20 protein-coding genes are annotated in these 20707 nt (G+C 49.4%); 8 read left to right on the forward strand and 12 right to left on the reverse strand.

Translation table 11 applies throughout. The features are described 5' to 3' along the window. Positions 1 to 115: 115 nt before the first annotated feature. The 4 genes from L0156_24985 to L0156_25000 all read right to left on the reverse strand — a co-directional run bounded on the left by L0156_24985 (position 116) and on the right by L0156_25000 (position 1681). Positions 116 to 463 (reverse strand): hypothetical protein, encoded by a 348-nt coding sequence (locus L0156_24985; GenBank protein ID MCI0606254.1) that lies wholly within the window; start codon positions 461 to 463, stop codon positions 116 to 118. A gap of 73 nt (positions 464 to 536) precedes the next feature. Continuing rightward, the gene (locus L0156_24990) at positions 537 to 941 is read right to left on the reverse strand and encodes a hypothetical protein (GenBank protein MCI0606255.1); all 405 of its coding nucleotides are present in this window, start codon (positions 939 to 941) and stop codon (positions 537 to 539) included. A gap of 153 nt (positions 942 to 1094) precedes the next feature. Beyond that, positions 1095 to 1295, reverse strand: a complete 201-nt coding sequence (locus tag L0156_24995) for a helix-turn-helix transcriptional regulator (GenBank protein ID MCI0606256.1) — start codon at positions 1293 to 1295, stop codon at positions 1095 to 1097. After that, entirely contained in the window at positions 1292 to 1681 is a 390-nt protein-coding gene (locus L0156_25000) for a hypothetical protein (GenBank protein MCI0606257.1), read from the reverse strand. The genes L0156_24995 and L0156_25000 overlap by 4 nt, the downstream gene beginning before the upstream one ends. A 132-nt stretch (positions 1682 to 1813) precedes the next feature. Between L0156_25000 and L0156_25005 the strand changes: the two genes are divergently transcribed. After that, positions 1814 to 4876, forward strand: a complete 3063-nt coding sequence (locus tag L0156_25005; GenBank protein ID MCI0606258.1) for a DNA polymerase III subunit alpha — start codon at positions 1814 to 1816, stop codon at positions 4874 to 4876. 3 nt (positions 4877 to 4879) lie between these two features. Here the strand turns inward: L0156_25005 and L0156_25010 are convergent, their stop codons facing one another. Next, positions 4880 to 6907, reverse strand: a complete 2028-nt coding sequence (locus L0156_25010; GenBank protein ID MCI0606259.1) for a S9 family peptidase — start codon at positions 6905 to 6907, stop codon at positions 4880 to 4882. A 123-nt stretch (positions 6908 to 7030) separates the two neighbouring features. On the opposite strand from L0156_25010, the gene L0156_25015 reads away from it, so the two are divergent. Further along, positions 7031 to 7450: a nuclear transport factor 2 family protein gene (locus tag L0156_25015; GenBank protein MCI0606260.1), complete on the forward strand. Its 420-nt coding sequence runs from the start codon at positions 7031 to 7033 to the stop codon at positions 7448 to 7450. Positions 7451 to 7576: 126 nt separating this feature from the next. Beyond that, positions 7577 to 10981 (forward strand): protein kinase, encoded by a 3405-nt coding sequence (locus tag L0156_25020; GenBank protein ID MCI0606261.1) that lies wholly within the window; start codon positions 7577 to 7579, stop codon positions 10979 to 10981. Between the two features lie 37 nt (positions 10982 to 11018). On the opposite strand, the gene L0156_25025 is transcribed toward L0156_25020, so the two are convergent. Then, positions 11019 to 11375, reverse strand: a complete 357-nt coding sequence (locus tag L0156_25025; protein ID MCI0606262.1) for a hypothetical protein — start codon at positions 11373 to 11375, stop codon at positions 11019 to 11021. Then, a complete protein-coding gene (locus tag L0156_25030; GenBank protein ID MCI0606263.1) occupies positions 11335 to 11517 on the reverse strand; it encodes a hypothetical protein in 183 nt (60 codons plus the stop codon). Before L0156_25030 ends, L0156_25025 begins: the two co-directional genes overlap by 41 nt. 191 nt (positions 11518 to 11708) lie before the next feature. On the opposite strand from L0156_25030, the gene L0156_25035 reads away from it, so the two are divergent. Then, positions 11709 to 12071: a nuclear transport factor 2 family protein gene (locus L0156_25035; protein ID MCI0606264.1), complete on the forward strand. Its 363-nt coding sequence runs from the start codon at positions 11709 to 11711 to the stop codon at positions 12069 to 12071. Positions 12072 to 12144: 73 nt separating this feature from the next. On the opposite strand, the gene L0156_25040 is transcribed toward L0156_25035, so the two are convergent. Continuing rightward, positions 12145 to 13173, reverse strand: a complete 1029-nt coding sequence (locus L0156_25040) for a putative zinc-binding metallopeptidase (GenBank protein MCI0606265.1) — start codon at positions 13171 to 13173, stop codon at positions 12145 to 12147. Between the two features lie 238 nt (positions 13174 to 13411). Between L0156_25040 and L0156_25045 the strand changes: the two genes are divergently transcribed. After that, the gene (locus tag L0156_25045) at positions 13412 to 15040 is read left to right on the forward strand and encodes an MASE1 domain-containing protein (GenBank protein ID MCI0606266.1); all 1629 of its coding nucleotides are present in this window, start codon (positions 13412 to 13414) and stop codon (positions 15038 to 15040) included. Here L0156_25045 and L0156_25050 read toward each other — a convergent pair. Continuing rightward, positions 14980 to 15756, reverse strand: a complete 777-nt coding sequence (locus L0156_25050) for an ankyrin repeat domain-containing protein (GenBank protein ID MCI0606267.1) — start codon at positions 15754 to 15756, stop codon at positions 14980 to 14982. The two genes, L0156_25045 and L0156_25050, sit on opposite strands and share 61 nt — an antisense overlap. A 95-nt stretch (positions 15757 to 15851) precedes the next feature. Between L0156_25050 and L0156_25055 the strand changes: the two genes are divergently transcribed. Both L0156_25055 and L0156_25060 read left to right on the forward strand, forming a co-directional pair. After that, a complete protein-coding gene (locus L0156_25055; GenBank protein ID MCI0606268.1) occupies positions 15852 to 16094 on the forward strand; it encodes a hypothetical protein in 243 nt (80 codons plus the stop codon). After that, positions 16091 to 16474: a type II toxin-antitoxin system VapC family toxin gene (locus L0156_25060; protein MCI0606269.1), complete on the forward strand. Its 384-nt coding sequence runs from the start codon at positions 16091 to 16093 to the stop codon at positions 16472 to 16474. Before L0156_25055 ends, L0156_25060 begins: the two co-directional genes overlap by 4 nt. A 3-nt stretch (positions 16475 to 16477) precedes the next feature. Here the strand turns inward: L0156_25060 and purU are convergent, their stop codons facing one another. Both purU and L0156_25070 read right to left on the reverse strand, forming a co-directional pair. Beyond that, on the reverse strand, positions 16478 to 17344 hold the full coding sequence (purU, locus tag L0156_25065; protein ID MCI0606270.1) for a formyltetrahydrofolate deformylase: 867 nt from the start codon (positions 17342 to 17344) through the stop codon (positions 16478 to 16480). A 120-nt stretch (positions 17345 to 17464) separates the two neighbouring features. Beyond that, complete coding sequence (locus tag L0156_25070) at positions 17465 to 18259, reverse strand: IclR family transcriptional regulator (protein ID MCI0606271.1); 795 nt, start codon at positions 18257 to 18259, stop codon at positions 17465 to 17467. Between the two features lie 82 nt (positions 18260 to 18341). On the opposite strand from L0156_25070, the gene L0156_25075 reads away from it, so the two are divergent. After that, on the forward strand, positions 18342 to 19478 hold the full coding sequence (locus L0156_25075) for an aromatic ring-hydroxylating dioxygenase subunit alpha (GenBank protein ID MCI0606272.1): 1137 nt from the start codon (positions 18342 to 18344) through the stop codon (positions 19476 to 19478). A 2-nt stretch (positions 19479 to 19480) separates the two neighbouring features. On the opposite strand, the gene L0156_25080 is transcribed toward L0156_25075, so the two are convergent. Beyond that, the coding region (locus tag L0156_25080) for a hypothetical protein (protein ID MCI0606273.1) at positions 19481 to 20707 on the reverse strand (1227 nt) is incomplete at its 5' end.

Consider the following 20707-nt stretch of genomic DNA (forward strand, 5'->3'; position numbering starts at 1 on the left):
CTCACCATTTGCTCTATAAACGCTCAAAAACAATTCTTAGGGGTTGAACCCCTCCGATTTTCGCTACGTTTCGCGGACCGCCGGAGTTTTCGGACAGTCTCGCTGGCGATACAAACTAATCCTGCCGGCTGGAAGCCGGCGTTACAAATTTCTTCGCTAGCAGATACTGCGACAATGCGAGGGCCAATGCATCCGGGACGCTGCGGACGGGGCGTTCATCGCTTGCGGGATTTTTGCTGCCGCCGATCCCGCTGAGATTTTCAACGATCCATTGAATTCGCTCCACTTCAGAAACGGGTGATGGCAGACAGAGAAGAAGTGAACAGAGTCTTCCAATTGCTTCCGCATCGGCAGCAAGATCGGATCCGCACTTTCCGGTATTTACAAAAAGTTCAAAAGGAGAACCGTCTCCGTTTTCATTCAAAGTAACGTAGACGGTTCCAAAAGGACTTCTTACGCGCATGGTCCGTCCGGCGAGGACTTCAGGCCGCCGGTTGATTCTCACATAAGAAGCATAGGCGAAGAAAAAGCGAAAGTCAATCTGCTGTCTTTTTCTTTGTGAGTGCGTGACTTGTGAGAACTATTCTCCTTCCTGCGCACTGATCATCAACAAGTGTAAAGGAAAGTGTTCCGCCATCCAGAGCGGGTTTGTAGCTTCCAGAAGCTTGTTCTTTGGCGCAGGCCATCTTTCCTTCCGCATCGCTGAAGGCCATCTGGTCACCGGAGACCGCGTAAGTGCCGCGCACTACGACCTCTCCATTTTGCGTGCTAGTAAATTGCCCTTCCTCACCCAGAATCAATTCCCAGCTCCCTGCGGCAGCCGCCATCTCTGGAGGAACATCCGCCGGACTGATTGTCGTCGTGTAAGTGCCGGCCCATTCCTGAGCGGAAGCAAAGGAGCAAACGGCCATCAAAACGAAAACCATTGAAGCAATTCTCATACGTAACTCCTGCCTGAAAACTAGTTCCGTGATTGAGCAGTTGCAATGTAAGCGAAGTAGTGCGGGCGTCTCGCCTGCATTTGCGCAGACGGGACGTCCGCGCTACTTTGTTAATATTCTTTTCCTTTACTTGGCGTCTTGGCGGTTATTTGTTTACAGATCTTCATCAGGGAAAAAAATCGCTTCCAGTGGTTGACCAAATACCTTTGAAATGCGAAAAGCCAGAACAAGGCTTGGATCATATTTTTCTTTTTCGATGGAAATGACAGCCTGGCGCGTGATTCCCAGTTCGTTTGCAAGCTCTTCTTGCGTCCACTCCCGCTCTGCCCGCAGCACTCGCAGCCGGTTTTTCATGCGTATCGCCTCCAGGCAATCGTCCAACCGGCCGCGTAACTCAGAATCAAAACCATGAATAGATCGCGCGAGTCGGCGCCTGCAAACAAACCTTCCGCGCGAAAAAATCCGATCGCAAATGTGAGCACCAGCGCCACCGGAAAAGCGATTCCCAGCGCCAGATATTGCACCTGGCGATGAAATTCATCCAGATGACGCGACAGCCGAACTTGTTCGACTACCAGCCAAAGAAACGCCAGCACCAGCGCTGACGTTATTATCAGCCGGAGTGTATCTCCCGGGTCCAGTTTCATAAACTCACGCGCGTACAGGTGCGCTCCCCACAGTAAAACTGTTGCACCGGTCGCATAAAGTACTCCAGGTAATCGTCTTTTTTGAGTCTCCATTTCACCCTCCTTGATGTATTCCATACGTTACATAATGTAATGTATAGAATACATTATGTCAATAGACAGTTACGTTATCATATTTGATTTTCGCTTTTTCTTCGCCTACAATACACACGGGGTCACGGAACCATGTTCGTGCATTTGCATTTGCATAGCGCGTTTTCGTTATTGGAAGGCACTTTCAGCGTGCCTCAGTTATTGTTCCGGCTGGAAGATTTGCAAATGCCGATGATTGCTCTCACCGATACAAACGCGTTTTACGGCGCGATCCAGTTTTATCAATTTGCAAAACAGATCGGAGTCAAGCCGATTCTCGGCTGTTGTCTTCGATCCCAAGATGGGGAAGCCGTTCTTCTTGCAAAAAACAAAAAAGGATTCAGCCAGATATCGGAAATTATTACTGCGCGCCACCTGGTCGAAAAATTTTCACTGCGAAAAGATCTGCAAAAAATTGCGTACACTTCCGATCCGCAAATTTTTGTGATCTCGCAAGATGAAACGTTATTAACGGATCTTGCTGTTTGCTGGGATCACAATCACCTGTACGCGGAGCTGGTGCGCAATCAGGAAGAAGGAAACGCAAAAACAATCCGGCGGTTGCGGGAGCTTGCTTCTTTTTTGCGAATCGGTGTCGTAGCAACCAATGATGTTCACTTCCTGCACTCCAATGATTTCTTCCTTCATCGCGTGTTCACTGCCATTCAAAAGCAATCGCACATTCATGCGCGGCTCCCTCTGGCTTCCGCTGACAGCCGGTTAAAAACAGAACAGGAAATGGAAGAACTGTTTCAGGACATTCCGGAGGCCATTCACAATACGGCAATAATCGCAGAGCAATGTTCAGTCGATCTGGAAATCGGCAAAACGGCATTTCCGGAATTTTCTGTTCCCACCGGAGAGTCCTCCTGGAGATTTTTTGAGCGTCTGTGCCGCGAAGGGTTGGAGCGCCGCTATGGATCAGCTTTCAGCGGCGCTCCACGGGAGCGTTTAAATCACGAAATGAAAGTGATTCGCGATCTTGGCTTTGTGGATTATTTCCTGGCTGTGTGGGATGTGCTTCGTTACGCAAAAGAGAAAAGGATCAGCTGGGTGGGACGTGGATCGGTCGCATGCAGCATTGTTTCCTACGCGCTGGATATCACAAATGTCGATCCGATCCGGTACGACCTTTATTTCGAACGCTTCTTGAATGCCGGAAGGAAATCTCCACCCGACATCGATCTCGATTTTGGCTGGAAAGTGCGCGATGAAATTTTGGCTTATGTTTATGAGCGTTACGGCCACGATCGAGTCGCGATGATTTGCTCTTATGTGACTTTCACCGCGCGTCTTGCCGTGCGCGAAATCGGAAAAGCATTGGGACTTCCGGACGATGAAATCACCGCGGTTTCTTCTCGAATTCCCTGGGGCGCCGATGCACAGGCGGTCCTGGAAGACAAAAACCAGTTTCCCGAAACCCGCGATCTGCCTCTGGAACAGGAACCCTTTCCACTGATTCTCAAACTTGCCGCTCACATCAATGGATTCCCGCGCCATCTGTCGATCCATGCCGGCGGAATCGTGATTGCGCCGTATCCAATCACGCAGATGATTCCGCTGGAGCGGTCCACCAAAGGACTCGTTGTCACGCAATACGATATGTACGGTGTGGAAGATATCGGTCTGGTAAAAATCGATTTGCTCGCGCAACGTTCTCTTTCTGTGCTGGATGATGTGATTGCCTCTCTGCGGGCAAAAGGAACTTCGCTGGATTCAATTCACAATCACGAATCGCTTTACGAAGACGAAGCAGTGAAAGAGAAGATCCGCACAGCGGATACGATGGGTTGTTTTTACATCGAATCCCCTTCGATGCGCGGACTCCTTCAAAAGTTGAAAGTCACTTCATTTGAAGATCTGACGGCAGCAAGCTCCGTGATTCGGCCGGGAGTCGCCGAAAGCGGCATGATGCAACAATACATCCGCCGAAAAACAGGCGAAGAACTCGTGGAATATTTGCATCCCAAAATGGAAATGTTTTTGAAGGAAACTTGCGGCGTCATGATCTATCAGGAAGATGTGATGCGTGTGGCTCATGAAGTTGGGGGCATGAGCATGGAAGAAGCGGATCAGCTCCGCCGCGCGATGAGCGGCAAAGAGCGTTCCAGCCGTGCGATGGACGATCTGGAAAAACAATTCATTGAAAAGGCGATGGAGCGAGATGTGCAAAACGAGATTGCTACAGAAATCTGGCGCCAGATCTCCACTTTTGCTTCTTATGCATTCTGCAAAGCGCACAGCGCTTCTTACGCGCAGTTGTCCTTTCAGGTGGCTTATTTGCGAGCGTACCATCCGGCGGAATTCATGGCGGCTGTGCTTTCCAATCAGGGCGGTTTTTATTCAACGATGGCTTATATAGAAGAAGCACGCCGCATGCGACTCCGTTTGCGGCTTCCCGATGTGTTGAAAGGAGAACTTTGTTACACAGCCGATGGGCCTTGCGGAATTCGTGTGGGACTGATGCAAATCAAAAATATTGCGACACGGCATCTGGAAAGTTTTCTCGAAGAGCGAGCGCGCAGGCCTTTCGAAAATTTTGCCGACTTCCTTCTGCGAACCGAGTTTAATGATGGTGAGCTGGAAACGCTGATCAAATGCGGGGCTTGCGATTCCTTTGGAATGAACCGTCCGCAACTGCTCTGGTTGATGAAAGCAATTTTTTCGTCCGCCGTTTCTCAACGGAAACAAAGCGATTTGATTGGAGCATCGATTCTTCATCTTCCGCGACTTCCGCGGTTGCGCGATTACACGGACGATGAAAAGCTGCGATGGGAGATGGAACTGATGGATATCGGCGTGACCAAACATCCTTTGCATCTTTATAAGCCATGGAAACATGTGAAAGGATACGTTCCTGCAAAATTGCTCTCAGAATACAAAGGACAACGCGTCCGCGTGATCGGTTGGCATGTGACCGCGAAACCTGCATCCACGAAAAAAGGAGAACGGATGATGTTTGTCAGCTTTGAAGACACTGAATGCTTATTCGAAGCAACGTTCTTCCCGCGCGCTTACGACCGCTTCGGACATCTGTTCACGAGCCGCGGTCCGTATCTGATCGAAGGAACTGTCGAAGAAGACCACAGTGTATTCACCATCAATGTAAATAGTCTCAAATTAATAACCGCCAAGCCGCCAGGCCGCCAAGATTAAAAATTAATCGACACGAATCCACTTCAGAAACCAATCGAGGTTACGTTGCATGGCTTCCCGCTCCTGCATGGGTTGGTAGAAAACGTGGCTGCTGTTTGGGTGAATATCGAATTCCACGATCTTTCCGTGCTGCTTCAATGCGCGATAGAACTTCCACGCGTTAGCAATCGGCACACGCAGATCGCGTTCGCCATGCTGAATGAGCAGCGGAGTCGTTACGCGATCGGCAAAGGTCAGCGGTGAGTGCGAGACGTAGGATTCGGGAGCTTCCCAGGGTCGTTTGAAATACTCCGCCATTACCTCCCCGCCATCCGCAAGGAAGTACATATCCTTGAGATCGGTGATGCTGGCACCGGAAGAGGCAGCCTTGAATCTTGTTGTTTGCGTTAAGATCCATGGAGTCATGAATCCACCGTAAGATGCACCCATCACACCTAGACGCTCTGGATCTGCAATTCCCTTGTCAATCAGATAGTCAACGCCGCTCATGATGTCTTTGAAGTCGGCGCCGCCCCAATCATTGACAATCGACCGTTGACCCGCCTCACCATAACCGATACCGCCGCGCGGCATCGGAAAGAAAACCGCAAAGCCTGCGCTTGCCATTGCTTCCACCGGATAGTAATCCACTTGAGGAACTGTGTGCATGAACTGCGGGAAGAGCCCATAGGTTACTCCTCCGTTTGGGCCGCCGTGGCAATACACAAGCAGCGGAACGCGGCGGCCGGCGGTGTAGTTCGGCGGTGTCATCAACAATCCCCAGATTTCCATGCCGTCGAAGGAGCGCCATAGGATTGCCTTCATATCACCAAGCGCAAGATCGTTCAGTTGCGGATTGATTTCCGTCAATTTTGTGACACGTCCATTGGCCAGATCCTGCACAAAAACATCTCCCATCGTTCGCGGGTCAATACGTTTATAGGCGAGTGTTTTGCCATCGCGTGTCAGGGTGAGCGAATAGTTCGCAGTCTTTCCGCCGGCAACAACTTCGGATTTGCCGGTCTCCGTCCAAACCCTCACAACGGGCTGTTCGAACATGTGTTCTTTTCTGCCGTAAGTGCCATCTGTGGTAAGGAGATAAACAGACTTGCTGTCGGGTGCCCATGTCACGTCGCTTACCCACGCGTCATCCAAACCATAGCTTCGGATTTCCGGCTTACCTCGCACTTGTGCGATGCAGAGGCCACGCGGCGCCATCAGCGAGACTTCGCCGTTCGAAGAAATAAATGCGATCCTGGATCCATCGGGAGAGTATCGCGGTGTGCTATTCATTCCGGACCGATCGACGATTGATTGTGTAGCACCGTCTTCAATCTTCACGGAATAGATCCGTGTGGCGTATTGAGCCAGGAATCCTGTGGTGGGCGCAGCCGCGTAAGCGATCTCGCGGCCATCGGGTGACCACGACATGCTTTCCACGTATTGACTTGGCGGTGTCAGCGGGCGCCCTTTACCATCCAACGGTTGCAAAAACATTCGCGTGGCGCGTTCCGGCTCATCCACATGAATCACGAATGACTGATCCTTTCGCCGGCGTTGCTCTTCTATTGACATAGGGTCGCGCGTCAGATACACAAGGTTCGTGCCATCCGGCGACCACTCGTAACCTGACACACCTTCCGGCGCATTGGTCAGCGCACGGGCTTGACCGACTGATGCATCCAGAGCAAATACCTGTGGTCTCTCATCAGTAAATCCAAGAAACGAAACAAGCGAACCATCGGGCGACCATCGCAATTTAGGGGACGGAAGATTTATGCCAAAGATTCGCACTTTTTCGGCAAGTCTACGGGGCTCACCTCCGCTAACCGGCACAACATAGAGGAACGGCTCATGCTGATTCTTTTCCAGAGATGGTTTGGATACTACGCACGCAACCTGGTCCCCTTTGGGCGAGATTTTTACATCAACGATGGAGGCGAGGCCGATCAACGTGTCGACCGTAACCGGTTTCGGCTGCTGGCCAGCTGCCCGTTGCAAAACGCAAAGAGAAAGCGCGACGATTAGGAGGAATGGCCTTGGTACTTTCATTCCAAGACAATAACAGAATGTAACGAAAGTCCTATAATCAGTGAGGACAAAGTAGCGCGGATCGTCTCGTCTGCGCAGCCCTCGCAGGCGGGACGCCCGCGCTACTTTGTTTAGGAGGTTTTCATGCGTGCAATTCTATTTGTATTGTTGCTCTTGGTTTCGAGCGTTTCCTACGGCGGCGATGCTGACGTGGAAATTCGTCAGCTTTTGAAGGAGCAGGATGACGCCTGGAACCGCGGCGATCTGGACGGTTTCATCCGCCCTTATGACGACACGAATCATCTGGTTTTTCTGTCAACTGTTGAGATCCGCAGTTCCAAAGAGCTCAAAGAACGATACGAAAAAAGATACAAATCCGGGAAGGCTGATTTCGGAAAACTCTCCTTTTCGCAGCTCCAGGTGGAAGAGCTGGCTCCGGGCTTAGCCCGGGCCTGGGGACGCTGGACTGTGGAAGAGAACAGCAAGAGATCATCCGGCTGGTTCACACTGATCCTGCAAAAGAAAGCGGATCAGTGGCGAATTATCCACGACCACTCAAGTTAAGATTGTCCAAGCGCCAAGATACACACGGTTCATGCTATAACTACGGACATACTACGGTGGAGCGCGAATGGGCAGTCGCCCGTGCATGGTTGTTCCGATGGATAAAGGGGAAAGAGTAAGGAATACATGGACCAAGAACGCTGGAAAAAGATCAATGAGGTGTTTGCGGCCTGGTTGGATTTGGAGACTGAAAAGAAAAGCCAATTTGTTGTTGAAGCCTGTGCCGATGATGAGGCACTAAGGAACGAAGTTCAAGCGCTAATTGATGCTCATCTTCAATCAGAACATTTTATCGAAACTCCCGTTTTTGCCGATGCTGCTGAGGCGATGGCCGAGGAAGAGGACCCTCTAAAAATAGACGATCAAATCGGCCCCTACAGAATTCTAAAAGAAATTGGGCGCGGAGGGATGGGCGCTGTCTATTTGGCTGCGCGGGCTGACCAGGAGTACAAAAAGCAGGTTGCTATAAAGCTCATAAAACGGGGAATGGATACGGAACAGGTGCTTCGCCGCTTCCGTACCGAAAGGCAAATACTCGCAAATTTTGATCATCCCAATATTGCACGGCTTTTGGAAGGCGCTTCAACCGCCAGCGGGCTTCCTTATTTTGTCATGGAGTATGTGAAAGGGAGCCCTATTGACCTCTACTGCGATGAAAACAATTTGAATATCACGGGCCGGCTGGAATTGTTTCGTCAGGTGTGTGCCGCAGTCTCTTATGCGCATCGCAACCTTGTGGTTCATCGCGACATCAAACCAAGCAATATTCTTGTGACCGCGGACGGCATTCCAAAATTACTGGATTTTGGGATCGCTAAGATCTTGCAACCTCATTCTGATGAGCTCAACACGGCTACCGGTTTTCTGCCGATGACACCTGAATATGCGAGTCCCGAACAGGCGCTGGGCAGCAATGTAACTACACTGAGCGATATCTATTCGCTTGGCGTTTTGCTTTACGAGCTATTGACCGGCCATCTGCCCTATCGTTTGAAGTCAGTGCCTGCGGTAGAGGTTGCCAGGATCATCACGCAAACAAACCCGCAGCTTCCGAGCACTGTTGTGAATACTGTAGTAGAGGACGTCACTCCCGAAGCTGTCAGCAAATACCGGGAAGGAACGCCGGAGCGATTGCGGCGCAGGTTGCGTGGTGATCTGGACAACGTTGTTTTGATGGCGTTGCGCAAAGAGCCGCAGCGGCGCTATCAATCGGTGGAACAATTCTCAGAAGACATCCGGCGCCACCTCTCCGGACTTCCTGTTTTGGCTCGAAAAGACACTCTGACTTATCGGGGAATAAAATTCATCCAGCGCAATAAAGTGGCCGTGGCCGTAACAGCAGTTGCATTCGCGGGTCTTGTGATCACAGGAGTGATTGCCGGTGTAATTCAATGGAGGGCCGATCAACAGGCCAGATTTCTTCAGGAATTCGGAGCTGAAGCCGCTCGTATGGAAGGGATCATGCGATTCGCTTATCTTCTTCCGCTTCATGATGTCACTGCCGAAAGAAAACTTATAGAAGATCGTATACAGGCAGTCCGCTTGCGTATGAGCAAGTTGGGTGGATCAGCATTAGGCCCCGGCCACTACGCGTTGGGTCGTGGATGGATGGCAATCAGGGATTACGAAGAAGCAAAAAAGAATTTTGAGTCTGCGATCCATCGATATGATTACAGAACGCCTGAAGTTGCATTTTCATACGGTCTAACACTGGCCATGGTTTACGAAAATGAGCTGGAAGCAGCTTCCAGAATCGCAAACGATGAGCAACGGGCAGCCAGAATGAAAGAATTACAAAAAAACTTCAAAAATCCTGCGCTGGCTTTTATTCAAGAAGGGAGACATGCGGCGGAATACTCTGAATATGCCGAAGCACTCGTTCAGTTCCTGGATGAACGCTTTGATGATGCAATCAATAAGTCTGCACGCGCAATTCAGAATGAGCCATGGCTTTATGAGGCAGCGAAATTGGAAGGAGATTCCTTCCGTTTGAAAGGGCGACAATTTTTGAATTATGGAAAATACGCTGAGGCTTTCGAGTCGTTTACAAAAGCCGAGTTCGCTTACGAAAAAAGCGTTGGAAAAGGTACCAGTGATCCTGCCGGCTATGTGGGACTTTGTAACCTAAAGATCAATCTTCTTGAAATGCATGAGCAAAAAGGGGGACCTGTTGATCAAGCTTACGATTCCGGTCAGGAAGCATGCCAGAAAGCTTTAAAGGCGGATCCTAAAAATCTCGAAGCGTTGCTCGCTTTTAGTTTGCTGCATCTCCAGTGGGCTCGGCATGATTTTCCACGCAGAGAGATTGGATCTGTGTTGGAGAAGGCTATCCAAACCGCCGTTGAAGCAACTCAATTCAGGCCGGACGATGCCCGAACTCACCGGGCTCTTGGACAGGCTTATTTTTTACAGGCCGATTACCTGTTTCAAATTCATAAGGATCCACGAAGAGCAATCGAGAACGCCGATCAAAGTTTTGAAAGAGCAATTCAAATTAATCCGAATGATGGAGATTCTTACTACTTTCGCGGGGAAATGTCACAAACGTTCTCCCAGTATTTGATAGACAGAGGAGGCGATCCGAGAAAAGTATTGGATCAGTCGCAACATTTTTTAAAGGAGGCCGCCAGGATAAATTCCAAATCTCTCAAACCGCTGATGGCGATGGGGGCAGTTCTAACTACGAAAGCAGAATACGAAACGGCAAACGGATTGAATTCAAGCGCTTCGGTAGATTCTGCGCTATCTGCTTTTCAAAAGGCATTGAAGATCAATCCGGATTATTACCTGACGTATGTGAATCTTGGATACACTTCTTTAACTCAAGCAGAATATCAATTCGCTGTGGGGCAAAACCCTCAGGACGCCTTGAGGCGAGTGCAAGAGTACTACAGGAAGACACTTCAAATACGGCCCGGTTACGAATATGCGCTTCGAGGTTTGGGGCAGGCGGCCTGGCGAATGGCAGAATACTCCGTTTCACGAAACATGGATCCTACATCTGATCTAAAGGAAGCAAGTCACGAACTGGATCTTGCTTTTGAAAGAGAAAAAGACGATTGGGGCATTTTTACGATTCGCGGAGAAATGGAAATAGTTGCCGGGCGGTGGAAAATGTTACAAGGAAAATCACCGGTTCGCGAATTCCGAAGCTCATTGCAATGGTTGCGCCGCGCCGAAGAAGCGGGAAAGAGCTCGGAAATTTTCGATGTTTGTTACTCCGGGGCAAGGCTCTACCGATGGTGGGCTGAATGGGATCTTCAATCCAAAATGTCTTGCGATCAAGAAGTCAATCTTGGATTAGAGATGGTCTCGCGAGCGCTAAAAATAAATCCCAGGTCTGCCGAGATGTTAGGATTGAGGGGAGTGTTTTATTTGTTGCAGGCCAGATCATCCAGTCTCAGTAAACAAAGATCAGAGTTAGCAGAGAAAGCCAAAACTAGCCTTACGGAGGCGATTCGTACGAACGGAAATGTGTCCTTCACTTTTGCTCCATTTCTCAAAGAAACGGAAACTCTGAGCGATTTGTAACGCTGGCTTCCAGCCGGCCAACCAGGAATCAAGACTCTCACAGATCCGCAGAAAGCTCTTCCGGCCTGGGCAACTTCGAGAGCGTCCCGGTTGCAACGACTTGATACGCAAGAAGGTCCAAACCATTGTCTGCTCCCTGGACCCTGATCTTTACCTTCAAGCGGATCTTCTCTCCTTCGGGCGGCATCTCAGCAACTTCCCAGGTGCATTCCCGTATCTCCCACCGGGAATGATCGACCTCATCCGACTCCAGACTAAAAATGGCTGCGAGAGATACGCTGGCGGAAACCTGCACAATGTCGGTCCAAAATGGACCAACCAGAAAATGGAGCTCTAAGTCCCAAATATTGTCATCATCTTCTAAGCGGAGAGATATAAATTCCCGTCTCGACATAGCCCGATACCACGATTGCGTTTCTGCCGGTTTGCATTACAACCTGTACACCCGGATCCGTTGTCAGCGTGAAAGACATCTGCTCCACCGGCAGAAGAATCAGTTGTTCCTTTCCAACAATTTGGCCTTGAATGATACTCACAATGGTCCTCCTTGATTGATTCGGGCTGTTTCACCCTGGTTCGAGCTCCAGCCTGCGAGCAAAATATTTTTGAGCTTCTGCAGCATTGTGTTCCACCATAAGTAACTTCAATCCAATCCCGTAGGTGTCCACAATCTTCTTTTCTATGAACTCTTTCAGCTTCTGAACCTTGTGATCATTTTTGAACCTCCATGCTCACTAACGCACGGTTTTCTGAAAAATCCCTTCATTTTTTGAAGGGTTTTTTGCGGAAAGGTACCTTACTGAGTGTATTGCTGCTGAAATTTCTCGTTTCGCACGTGCTGGATTGCTCTCTCTGCGGGTATGCAGGCAGTCAATCAAGTCATTGTTCCGGCCGCGCTAAATTCGGGAAGGCTGATTTCGGAAAACTCTCCTTTTCGCAGCTTCAAGTGGAAGAGCTGGCTCCGGGCTTAGCCCGGGCCTGGGGACGCTGGACTGTGGAAGAAAACAGCAAGAAATCATCCGGCTGGTTCACGCTGATCTTGCAAAAGAAAGGGGAGCACTGGCGCATCATCCATGACCACTCGAGTTAATAAACCGCCAAGACGCCAAGATTAAAATATTTTTTCGTCCTTACTTGGCGGCTTAGCGTCTTGGCGGTTCAGTCTACATGCCGTAGTGGAAGCGGTAGCGGCCGGAATGCACAATATTCATGGTGTGAACAGTCAGCATGATAATCGTTTCCTGTTTTGTAAACTTTACTGACGACTGAAGTCTGAGCTTCAATTCCTTGGCGCGTTCAATAATGTTATCCAGCACGTGATCGATCGTGTAAGAATGAACATCTGTGCCGCGCGAAACAATCTTTCGAATCTCACCGCGGAACCTCCGCAAAAAGGTTGCCGCAGAAGCTCTCGATCGAAATCGCGGATCATCTGAAAAAATCCGCCGCAAATCGCGATCATAAAAAGAAGGATACTCCAGTGAATATCTCTGCCGTTTCATTTTGTAATAATTTTCCAGAGTCATGCTCAGCTCTGATAATGGTTCGTCATGTAGTCTGCTTCTGTTTATTCGGGGTTGTTTTCCAAGCTGATGCATGAGTTTGTCTACATATTCGAGCTTGCGCAAGGCGGGCCAACCTTTGTAGCGGCTTCGCCAGCGCCTTCCCGGTCGCAACCAGACCGCAAAAGTTTCTGCCCAGTCTTCAGCAGGATGCGCCTGAGCGTACCAGGAATCCAGATGCAGCACATATTTGCGGCTATTTGGTTTCGGTTTATATGAAACAGGATAGCGTTGCTTGAAAGACCCGAACACTTCACGCCAGCTTTTTTTCAAGTGTATCTGGTAAGCATTGTCCAGAGCATGGCCTGTTTCATGCCGCAGAATCTGGATCAATTCATAATCGGTTCCTCCCTCCACCTCAAACATCTGCTTTCGTTCGAGCCGCATCAAGCGCGGATGTGTGAGGTAAAATGGAATTGCAAAACCAGGAACTCCGTCCGGAGTATAAAACTCGCCAGAAATCCAGATATGTGGTTTGAAACGGATTTTGCGGTTTTCCAGCTCGTGATAGAGTTGCTTGATTTGTCTTTGAACGAATGTTCCTTCCACACGAACCGGTAGATCGCGCAGGCGCAGCCTGAGCAAGTCCTCATCGGATATTCGTCCCAGACGGATCGCTTTTCGAGGCATACAACTATTAGTCTAGTAGCATGAATCGCTGAATTGCCACCCTTCATAGACTGCCCGGGTATACCGTCTTAAATCTTTGGCATTGCCAATTTTTTACGCAAAAGAAACACGGATTTAACAGCCACCGTTCGCTCCTGGAAACTATCAATTCTTCGAGCAGAATCATTCCGGTCACCGGTGTTCGCCCCAGGTGTTTCCTGAAGTGGCACAAATCTTGGTGGAGAAGCAACGGAAATCCATGAGAATCAGGACGCATCCACTTGTTTATCTGATCTGCGTTGGAATTGTCTATTTCATTGCTGCCAAAATTGGACTTTCCCTTGCGTTGCCCAAAACGGTAGTTTCTCCCGTTTGGCCTCCGGCTGGAGTTGCTCTCGGAGCCATCTTATTGTTTGGTTTTAGAATATGCCCGGCCATTGCGGCCGGCGCATTCTTCGCAAATTACACTGCTGGATTACCATTCAACATTGCATTCAGCATCGCATGTGGAAATACTCTAGAAGCAATCCTCGGTGGCTATTTCATCCTTGCATTCGTAGATTCGAAAACGTCGTTGAATCGTCCTCAATCGATTTTCTATTTTGTGTTGGCTTGCATGCTGAGCACAATTGTCGGCGCAACAATAGGATCCACCTCCATCTATTTCAAAGGGTTTCATTACAACATTCACTACGGATATCTTTGGTTGACATGGTGGCTGGGTGATCTTATCGGTGCTGTCATTCTGGCTCCCTTGATATTTGCCTGGGGCCAAAGATCCTATTGGCGCTGGGACCGGGCGCGTTTTTTGGAATTTTTGTTAGTGCTTACAGTCCTGGTTGCGGCCGCACACGTCGTCTTTCGAGGTTGGTTTGATCTGATATCTCAGCGCACCTATTTGGCGATTCCCTTTGTCGTTTGGGCAAGCTTCCGATTTGGAAGACGAGGAGCTTCGTCGGCATGCTTTTTACTTTCAGCGGTTGCAATCTGGTATACAAAGAATGGTTACGGACCATTCGTCAGCGAAGATCTAAATGAGTCGCTTCTTTCCATGCAAGTTTTCATGGGAGTGATCACCGTGATGGGCCTGGCTCTCGGTGCCGCCGTGACCCAGAGCAGATTGTCAGTATCGCTTCAGTCGGCACTCTATCCCATTTCAGAGATTACGACCTCAGTTAAGGAGATGAAGGATTTCTATGCCGCCGTACATGGTGTTGTGGGGGAACTCATGTACGCAAAGAATTTCTACATTTCACTGTACGATCGCGACACTCAGATGTTTCACGTTCCTTATTTTGTCGATGAATTCGAAACTCTGTCACCCGTTCCCGCAAAACTGGATAATGGATTGACCGCGTATGTTTTGCGCACGGGCCGACCTCTCCTAGCCACTCCGGAAGTATTTAAGCAGTTACTGGAGCAAAATGCGATCGAGGACATAGGAGTTCCCTCCGTAGATTGGCTGGGAGTTCCTCTAAAAACGGGAGAACGGTGCATTGGAGTAATCGCTGTCCAGAGTTATACGGAAGAGATTCGGTTTGGAGAAAGGGAAAAGGATATTCTTGTTTTTGTTTCGCAGCATGCCGCAGCAGCGATTGAACGGAAAAGATCCGAAGAGACTCTTCGCGCGAGCGAAGAACAATATCGTTCCTTTTTTGAAGAGGACCTCACCGCCGATTACATTTGCAATCCTGACGGGCAGCTTGTGGCATGCAATCCTGCTTTCGCTCGAATCTTTGGCTTCGCTTCAGTAAAAGAAGCGGTCGCAAGTAATGTATCCGAGCTTTATCCGGACACGCAGAATCACAAGAAAAAACAAAATCTTCTTCATCGCTTTACCTCCTCCTTTGCGCCTGCGGCTTTGAGAAGATCGATGATATCGAACTGATCCCCTTTTTGTGCCGCTTTGACAGGTGTGTCGCCATCCTTTGTGCGGAAATTCACATTCGCCTTCAAGTCTATCAATGCTTGAACCATTTCCGCACTTCCCGAGTAAATCGCCGAAAAGAGAGCGGTTTGTCCCGATAGGCTGGATACCTGATCCACAGGCGCGCCCAACTCCACAAGAAGTTTCACCATAGGAATCTTTCGCGACGCGACGGCAAACATCAACGGAGTCAAACCGTAAGTTTCCACGAGTATGTCCGCGCCCGCTTTCACCAGGATCCGCGAAATTTCTTCCGCGCCGGCCGCCGCAGCGTTCGTTAAAGGAGTGAATTGGCGACTATCTTTCACGTTCACTTTTGCGTCGCGATCGATCAACAGTTGCACAAACTCGGGTCGATTTCTTGCGACCGCATTGAATAGCGGGGTTGTTCCCGATTCATCCGCAGCATTCACATCAGCTCCTTGATCCATCAGGTAAGTTGCGATTTCCATTTCTCCGTCCCAGCACGCTTTCATCAGAGGCGTGATTTTGTGTTCGCCATATTCAATCAGCGTGTCCGCTTTCGCGCCGCCTTCAACCAGAGCTTTGATCTTTTCCAGATCTCCCGATTCAATGGCAATCGCAAACTGATCTCCTGGAGTTCTTTCCGACGCGAATGAATAGATGGAAACACCAAAAAGAAACAGCGAAACTACAATCGAAAAGTATTTCGTCATTTGGATCCTCTCCTGAAAGGACCAGTTTACTCGAAGTGGCAAACCGGTCCATATCTCTGATTGCATAAAGTGCCTACAATGCCTATAATTTATGCATGCAATACACAATTCGAGGAATCCCACCCGCCCTGGATGAAGCCATTCGTGAACGAGCAAAGGTGGAAGGAAAGAGTTTAAACGAAGTAGCCATCGACGCCCTGGCTCAAGGACTTGGCTTCAACAATGGGGTTATCGAACATCGTGATCTCAGCGACATCGTAGGCAGCTGGAAAAAGGATACTGTAATTGAATCCGCTTTAGCCGAACAAGATCAAATCGATGAGAGTCTTTGGAAGTGAGAGTCGCTCTTGACACAAACTCATATGTGAACCTTTGCAAGGGGATCGAGATTACCGCTCAAATTGTGGCAAATGCAGAGTCTGTGTTCTTGCCATTCGTGGTTGTAGCTGAACTGCGTGCAGGATTTGCGGTCGGTAGAAAGGGCGCGGAAAACGAACGAGTTTTGAGGCGATTTCTCATGAAACCGGGTGTACATCTGCTCTTTGCGGATGATCAAACCACGCATCATTACGCGTCGGTTTTTCGTCAATTGCGGCTGCAGGGAACGCCGATACCGACCAACGACATCTGGATCTCCGCGCTGACGCTGCAACACAATCTTGCCCTACACTCGCGTGATAGACATTTCGATTATCTTCTTCAACTAGCCCGAATTTAATTCTCAGATTCCTGTGGAAAAAACGACGACGCGGCGTCCGGACAGGATGGTTCTATGCTCCAAGTGAGCTTTGACGGCGCGGGACAAAACGACTCGCTCGATATCTTTGCCGATTCGCACCATCTCCTCAATCGAATCTTCGTGGCTCACGCGTTCCACATCCTGTTCAATGATCGGACCTTCATCCAGATCGATGGTTGCATAGTGCGCCGTTGCTCCAATCATCTTCACTCCGCGTTCATACGCCTGCGAGTAGGGAGACCCACCTTGAAACGCCGGAAGGAAAGCGTGATGAATGTTGATGATGCGTCCCGAATAATCCTCTACAAAGCCTTGTGAGAGCACCTGCATATATCGCGCTAGAACAACAAGATTGATTCCATGCTGTCCGAGCAATCGCCTCATCTGCGATTCCTGTTGCATTCTCGTATCGTTTGTAACCGGCAACCAGTGATAGGGAATCTGAAAATCCTCAGCAATATAGCGCAGATCGGGATGATTGCTGATAATCATGGGAATTTCGCACTGAATTTCGCCTTCTTTGCACCGGATCAACAGATCAAACAAACAATGCGAAGCTTTGGTCACAAGAATCGCCATCCTTTGCAATACATCGGAATAATAAATATGCCAGCGGATATTCAGGGGGACCGCAAAATCGCCGAATTCCCGTTCGAGAGTTTCGCGACTTGTGGCGAGGTCGTTCATATCCAGCTTCATTCGCATAAAAAAATGATTCTCGCGCGTGTCCGTGTACTGCTGGCAATGCAGGATGTTGAAACCACGTTGATAGAAGAATGAAGTGATGCGCGCAACAAGCCCCTTTTGATCGGGACAATCCAGCAGCAAAATGATCGTAGCAGGCCTCATATGACGAAGCTCCAAATTTCAAATCCGAAATTCCAAATAATACTCAATTTTCAATTCTCAAAGCTCAAACTTTACCAGCCGAGGTTTGAGTCTTGGATCTTGGAATTTGAAAATTATTTGTTATTTGGAATTTGTCATTTGAAAATTCTTTGAGCCAAGGCGACTGGAAATCTGCTGCGCGATGCGGCTGACGAGTTTTCCAAATTCGGGAAGCCGTTCGAGCGTGAGTCGCGCGGCTGGTCCGCCTACACTGATGGCTGCAATCACATCGCCATCGTGCTGAAAAAGCGGAGAACCAACAGCACGGAATCCAAGCTCCAACGCCTCATCGGCAACAGCATAGCCGCGACGTTTGATTTCGACGAATTCTTTTCGCAATCTGTCCGGGTCGGTAATCGTTTTTGGCGTATACTGCGGCAGGGAACCCTTCAGTATTGCGGTCACCTGTTCGGGCGGCAAATGAGCAAGAATCGATTTTCCGGTGGAAGTCGCAAAAGCGGGCCAGCGGGTGCCGACCGATTGCACAGTGCCGATCAGATGCGCACCACGAGCTTCATCCAGTATTAAAACATCTTTTCCTGTAAGAATTTCGAGTGTCGCCGTTTCGCGGGATGATTCAGCAAGATTTTTCAGTTCTTCTTTGCAGATTTCCCGCAAGGAATAGGAACGCATCGCCCGCGCGCCCAGAATCACCATTTCCGGACCAAGCGTATAACTTTCAGAGTTTACGCTGCGCCGGATCAAGCCTTCGCTTTCCAGCGCAGTGAGTAAACGAAACACCGTGGTTTTGTTCAGCTTCAGTTCGTTTGAAAATTCAGAAAGGGTCCATACCGGCTTTTTATCGCTAAAGGTTCTCAAAAGAGAGAGTGCACGCAACACGGCCTGGGTTCCCTGGTAAGGTTTGGAGTATTTCATATTGTGAAACTATATTTCATAATTTTTGACATTGCAACCGTTGGCTGCTATTTTTGGGTGAAGCGTTTCCAGGAGGTGTGCCATGTTCAAACGTTTTGCCCAGGGCGCAACCACATTGCCACAGGAGTATTTTACTTCTCCCGAAATGTTCGCAAGCGAAAGCGAGCGAATTTTTGCGAGGAGCTGGCTCTGCGCAGGCAGATCGAGCGCTTTGCCGCAACCCGGCAGTTTTTTGCTTGCTAATTTACTCGGGGAGAGCATCATTCTTACGCGGGATTCGGATCGCACAGCGCGCGCATTCTATAACGTGTGCCGGCACCGTGGAACCCGGTTGTGCACGGAACCTCAAGGACAATTCTCCGGCAAGATTCAATGTCCGTACCACACGTGGACTTACTCACTTTCAGGAGAATTGATCGGCGCTCCGAACATGAAGGATGTACGCGGCTTCGATCGCAGCGCCTATCCTTTGCATTCCCTTGCAACGGCCGAATGGGAAGGATTTCTGTTCATCAACCTTTCGGAGACACCTGAGCCTTTTGAAATCGCATTTGCGCCACTACTAGAACGTTTTCAAGCATGGCGATTGGAAGACCTGCGCATTGCGCACTCAACAACCTATGAAGTGAACGCCAACTGGAAACTAATTTTTCAGAACTACAATGAATGCTATCATTGCCCGACCGTTCATCCGCTGCTTGCGAAACTCACACCTTACAAAAGCGCATTGAATCATCTCGATGAAGGTCCGTTTCTGGGCGGCCCAATGCAGATTTCCATGGAAGGTGGAAGCATGACGATGGATGGACACGCCTGCGCATCCGCGCTTTGTGAAGATGAAAAGGATGTAGTCCACTATTACACTCTTTTTCCAAGCATGTTTTTGAGTCTGCATCCGGACTACGTTCTGGTTCACCGGCTGGAACGAATTCAGCCCGATCTCACCCGGATCCAATGTGAATGGTTATTTCATCCGGATGCGATGATACGCGCTGATTTCGATCCAAATCCGGCCATAGAATTCTGGGATCTCACAAACAAACAGGATTGGAATGTATGTGAGCTTTCACAAAAAGGAATCGGCTCCCGCGCTTACGTTCCGGGACCTTACTCGAATCTGGAAAGCCTGCTCGCCGCCTTCGATCGCGAATACCTTCGTGCCATGAACCCGAACATTTTTACCGCAGAGGACGCGGAGATCGCAGAGAGAATATTATAGGTTTATCGGACGCGTTGCAGATAGGGCACCACTTTGTTTTTCAAATTCTGATCGATTGAGATTGCCTGCTCTAAAGCGGCCGCCGCCCTTTTTTTATCCTGTTGCAAAAAAAATAGGATCCCTTGAGTTAAATACGCAGACGCAAGTTTTGAATTGATGAGCAATGCTGCTTGTGCCTTCTCCAGACCCTGACGGATTTCCGGTTCGGCGGATTCTCCTTTCAGGATCTTCCATTCAGCCTTCCAGCGAAACAGCTGCGCACCCCGTTCCAGTCCACCCGTAGAATCCGGTTTCAATTGCTGCACCTGCTGGAGAACCTCCCCGGCAATATCAATCCAATGTTTCGGATTCTGCTGATGATGGATGCGCCACTCGGCGTGCAGAAGCGCAAGATCCACCATTGCCAGCCGCGCCGTAGTGGAATCAGGATCAACTTCCAGTGCTCTCTTCAAAGCTTCCTCTGATGCTTGAAAAGCCGGGCCGGGTGATTTCTTTTTCGCGATTGCCTGCTCCGCCTTCAAAAGATGAACCAGCGCAATCTCCAAATGCGTTTCCATGATGCTTGGATTGATTTTGAGACCAGCTTCAAGATCCCTCATCGCCAGTTCCATCTCACTGCCAGGATCGCGCGATTGAGAAAGCTCATACATGGCAAGCAGCCGGTGTCCCCCTCCGGCATTCGTGTAAGTCTGCGGATAATCCGGCTTGATCCTCATCGATTGCGCGTAAAGTTCGTCCGCTCTTTTGAGATCCGAAGTAGGATTCTGAGAATGTTCAAACAGATAAAGCGCGCGATCTTTGTACACATTGGCGAGATTGTTATAAACGATAGCGCTTCCTTGATTCAACGCAAGCGCTTTACGGTAGTTCCGGATTGCGGCTTCATGCGAATCAAAAGGATCGTTTCCATGCTGCATTTCGAACGTGGCCAGCTCCATATAGGTAACACCAAGATTTACAAAGCTCGCGTAATATTGCGGATTGATTTCGATCGCTTGCTCAAAAACATCGATGGATTGTTTTAACCACGCACGCGGATCAGAACCACGGGCCATTTCAAGCGAGGCCTTCTGTGAAAGAGCATTGCCCAGACTGTTGTATGCGAAAAGGGCTCCCGGGTTCAGTTGAATGGCCCGCTGCAAAGCATCAATCGAAGACTGCAGGGATTGATCAGGATCCTGGCCATGCGCCATTTCAAACTGTGACAGGCGCCGGTAGATAACTCCCAG

It is taken from the genome of bacterium (genome assembly GCA_022616075.1).
Lineage (GTDB): Bacteria > Acidobacteriota > HRBIN11 > JAKEFK01 > JAKEFK01 > JAKEFK01.

What these genes read in the sequence shown, in the direction of transcription:
- L0156_24985 (MCI0606254.1), bottom strand. Translation starts at nt 463, where the DNA reads ATGCGCGTAAGAAGTCCTTTTGGAACCGTCTACGTTACTTTGAATGAA.
- L0156_24990 (MCI0606255.1), bottom strand. Translation starts at nt 941, where the DNA reads ATGAGAATTGCTTCAATGGTTTTCGTTTTGATGGCCGTTTGCTCCTTT.
- L0156_24995 (MCI0606256.1), bottom strand. Translation starts at nt 1,295, where the DNA reads ATGAAAAACCGGCTGCGAGTGCTGCGGGCAGAGCGGGAGTGGACGCAA.
- L0156_25000 (MCI0606257.1), bottom strand. Translation starts at nt 1,681, where the DNA reads ATGGAGACTCAAAAAAGACGATTACCTGGAGTACTTTATGCGACCGGT.
- L0156_25005 (MCI0606258.1), top strand. Translation starts at nt 1,814, where the DNA reads ATGTTCGTGCATTTGCATTTGCATAGCGCGTTTTCGTTATTGGAAGGC.
- L0156_25010 (MCI0606259.1), bottom strand. Translation starts at nt 6,907, where the DNA reads ATGAAAGTACCAAGGCCATTCCTCCTAATCGTCGCGCTTTCTCTTTGC.
- L0156_25015 (MCI0606260.1), top strand. Translation starts at nt 7,031, where the DNA reads ATGCGTGCAATTCTATTTGTATTGTTGCTCTTGGTTTCGAGCGTTTCC.
- L0156_25020 (MCI0606261.1), top strand. Translation starts at nt 7,577, where the DNA reads ATGGACCAAGAACGCTGGAAAAAGATCAATGAGGTGTTTGCGGCCTGG.
- L0156_25025 (MCI0606262.1), bottom strand. Translation starts at nt 11,375, where the DNA reads ATGTCGAGACGGGAATTTATATCTCTCCGCTTAGAAGATGATGACAAT.
- L0156_25035 (MCI0606264.1), top strand. Translation starts at nt 11,709, where the DNA reads ATGCTCACTAACGCACGGTTTTCTGAAAAATCCCTTCATTTTTTGAAG.
- L0156_25040 (MCI0606265.1), bottom strand. Translation starts at nt 13,173, where the DNA reads ATGCCTCGAAAAGCGATCCGTCTGGGACGAATATCCGATGAGGACTTG.
- L0156_25045 (MCI0606266.1), top strand. Translation starts at nt 13,412, where the DNA reads ATGAGAATCAGGACGCATCCACTTGTTTATCTGATCTGCGTTGGAATT.
- L0156_25050 (MCI0606267.1), bottom strand. Translation starts at nt 15,756, where the DNA reads ATGACGAAATACTTTTCGATTGTAGTTTCGCTGTTTCTTTTTGGTGTT.
- L0156_25055 (MCI0606268.1), top strand. Translation starts at nt 15,852, where the DNA reads ATGCAATACACAATTCGAGGAATCCCACCCGCCCTGGATGAAGCCATT.
- purU (MCI0606270.1), bottom strand. Translation starts at nt 17,344, where the DNA reads ATGAGGCCTGCTACGATCATTTTGCTGCTGGATTGTCCCGATCAAAAG.
- L0156_25070 (MCI0606271.1), bottom strand. Translation starts at nt 18,259, where the DNA reads ATGAAATACTCCAAACCTTACCAGGGAACCCAGGCCGTGTTGCGTGCA.
- L0156_25075 (MCI0606272.1), top strand. Translation starts at nt 18,342, where the DNA reads ATGTTCAAACGTTTTGCCCAGGGCGCAACCACATTGCCACAGGAGTAT.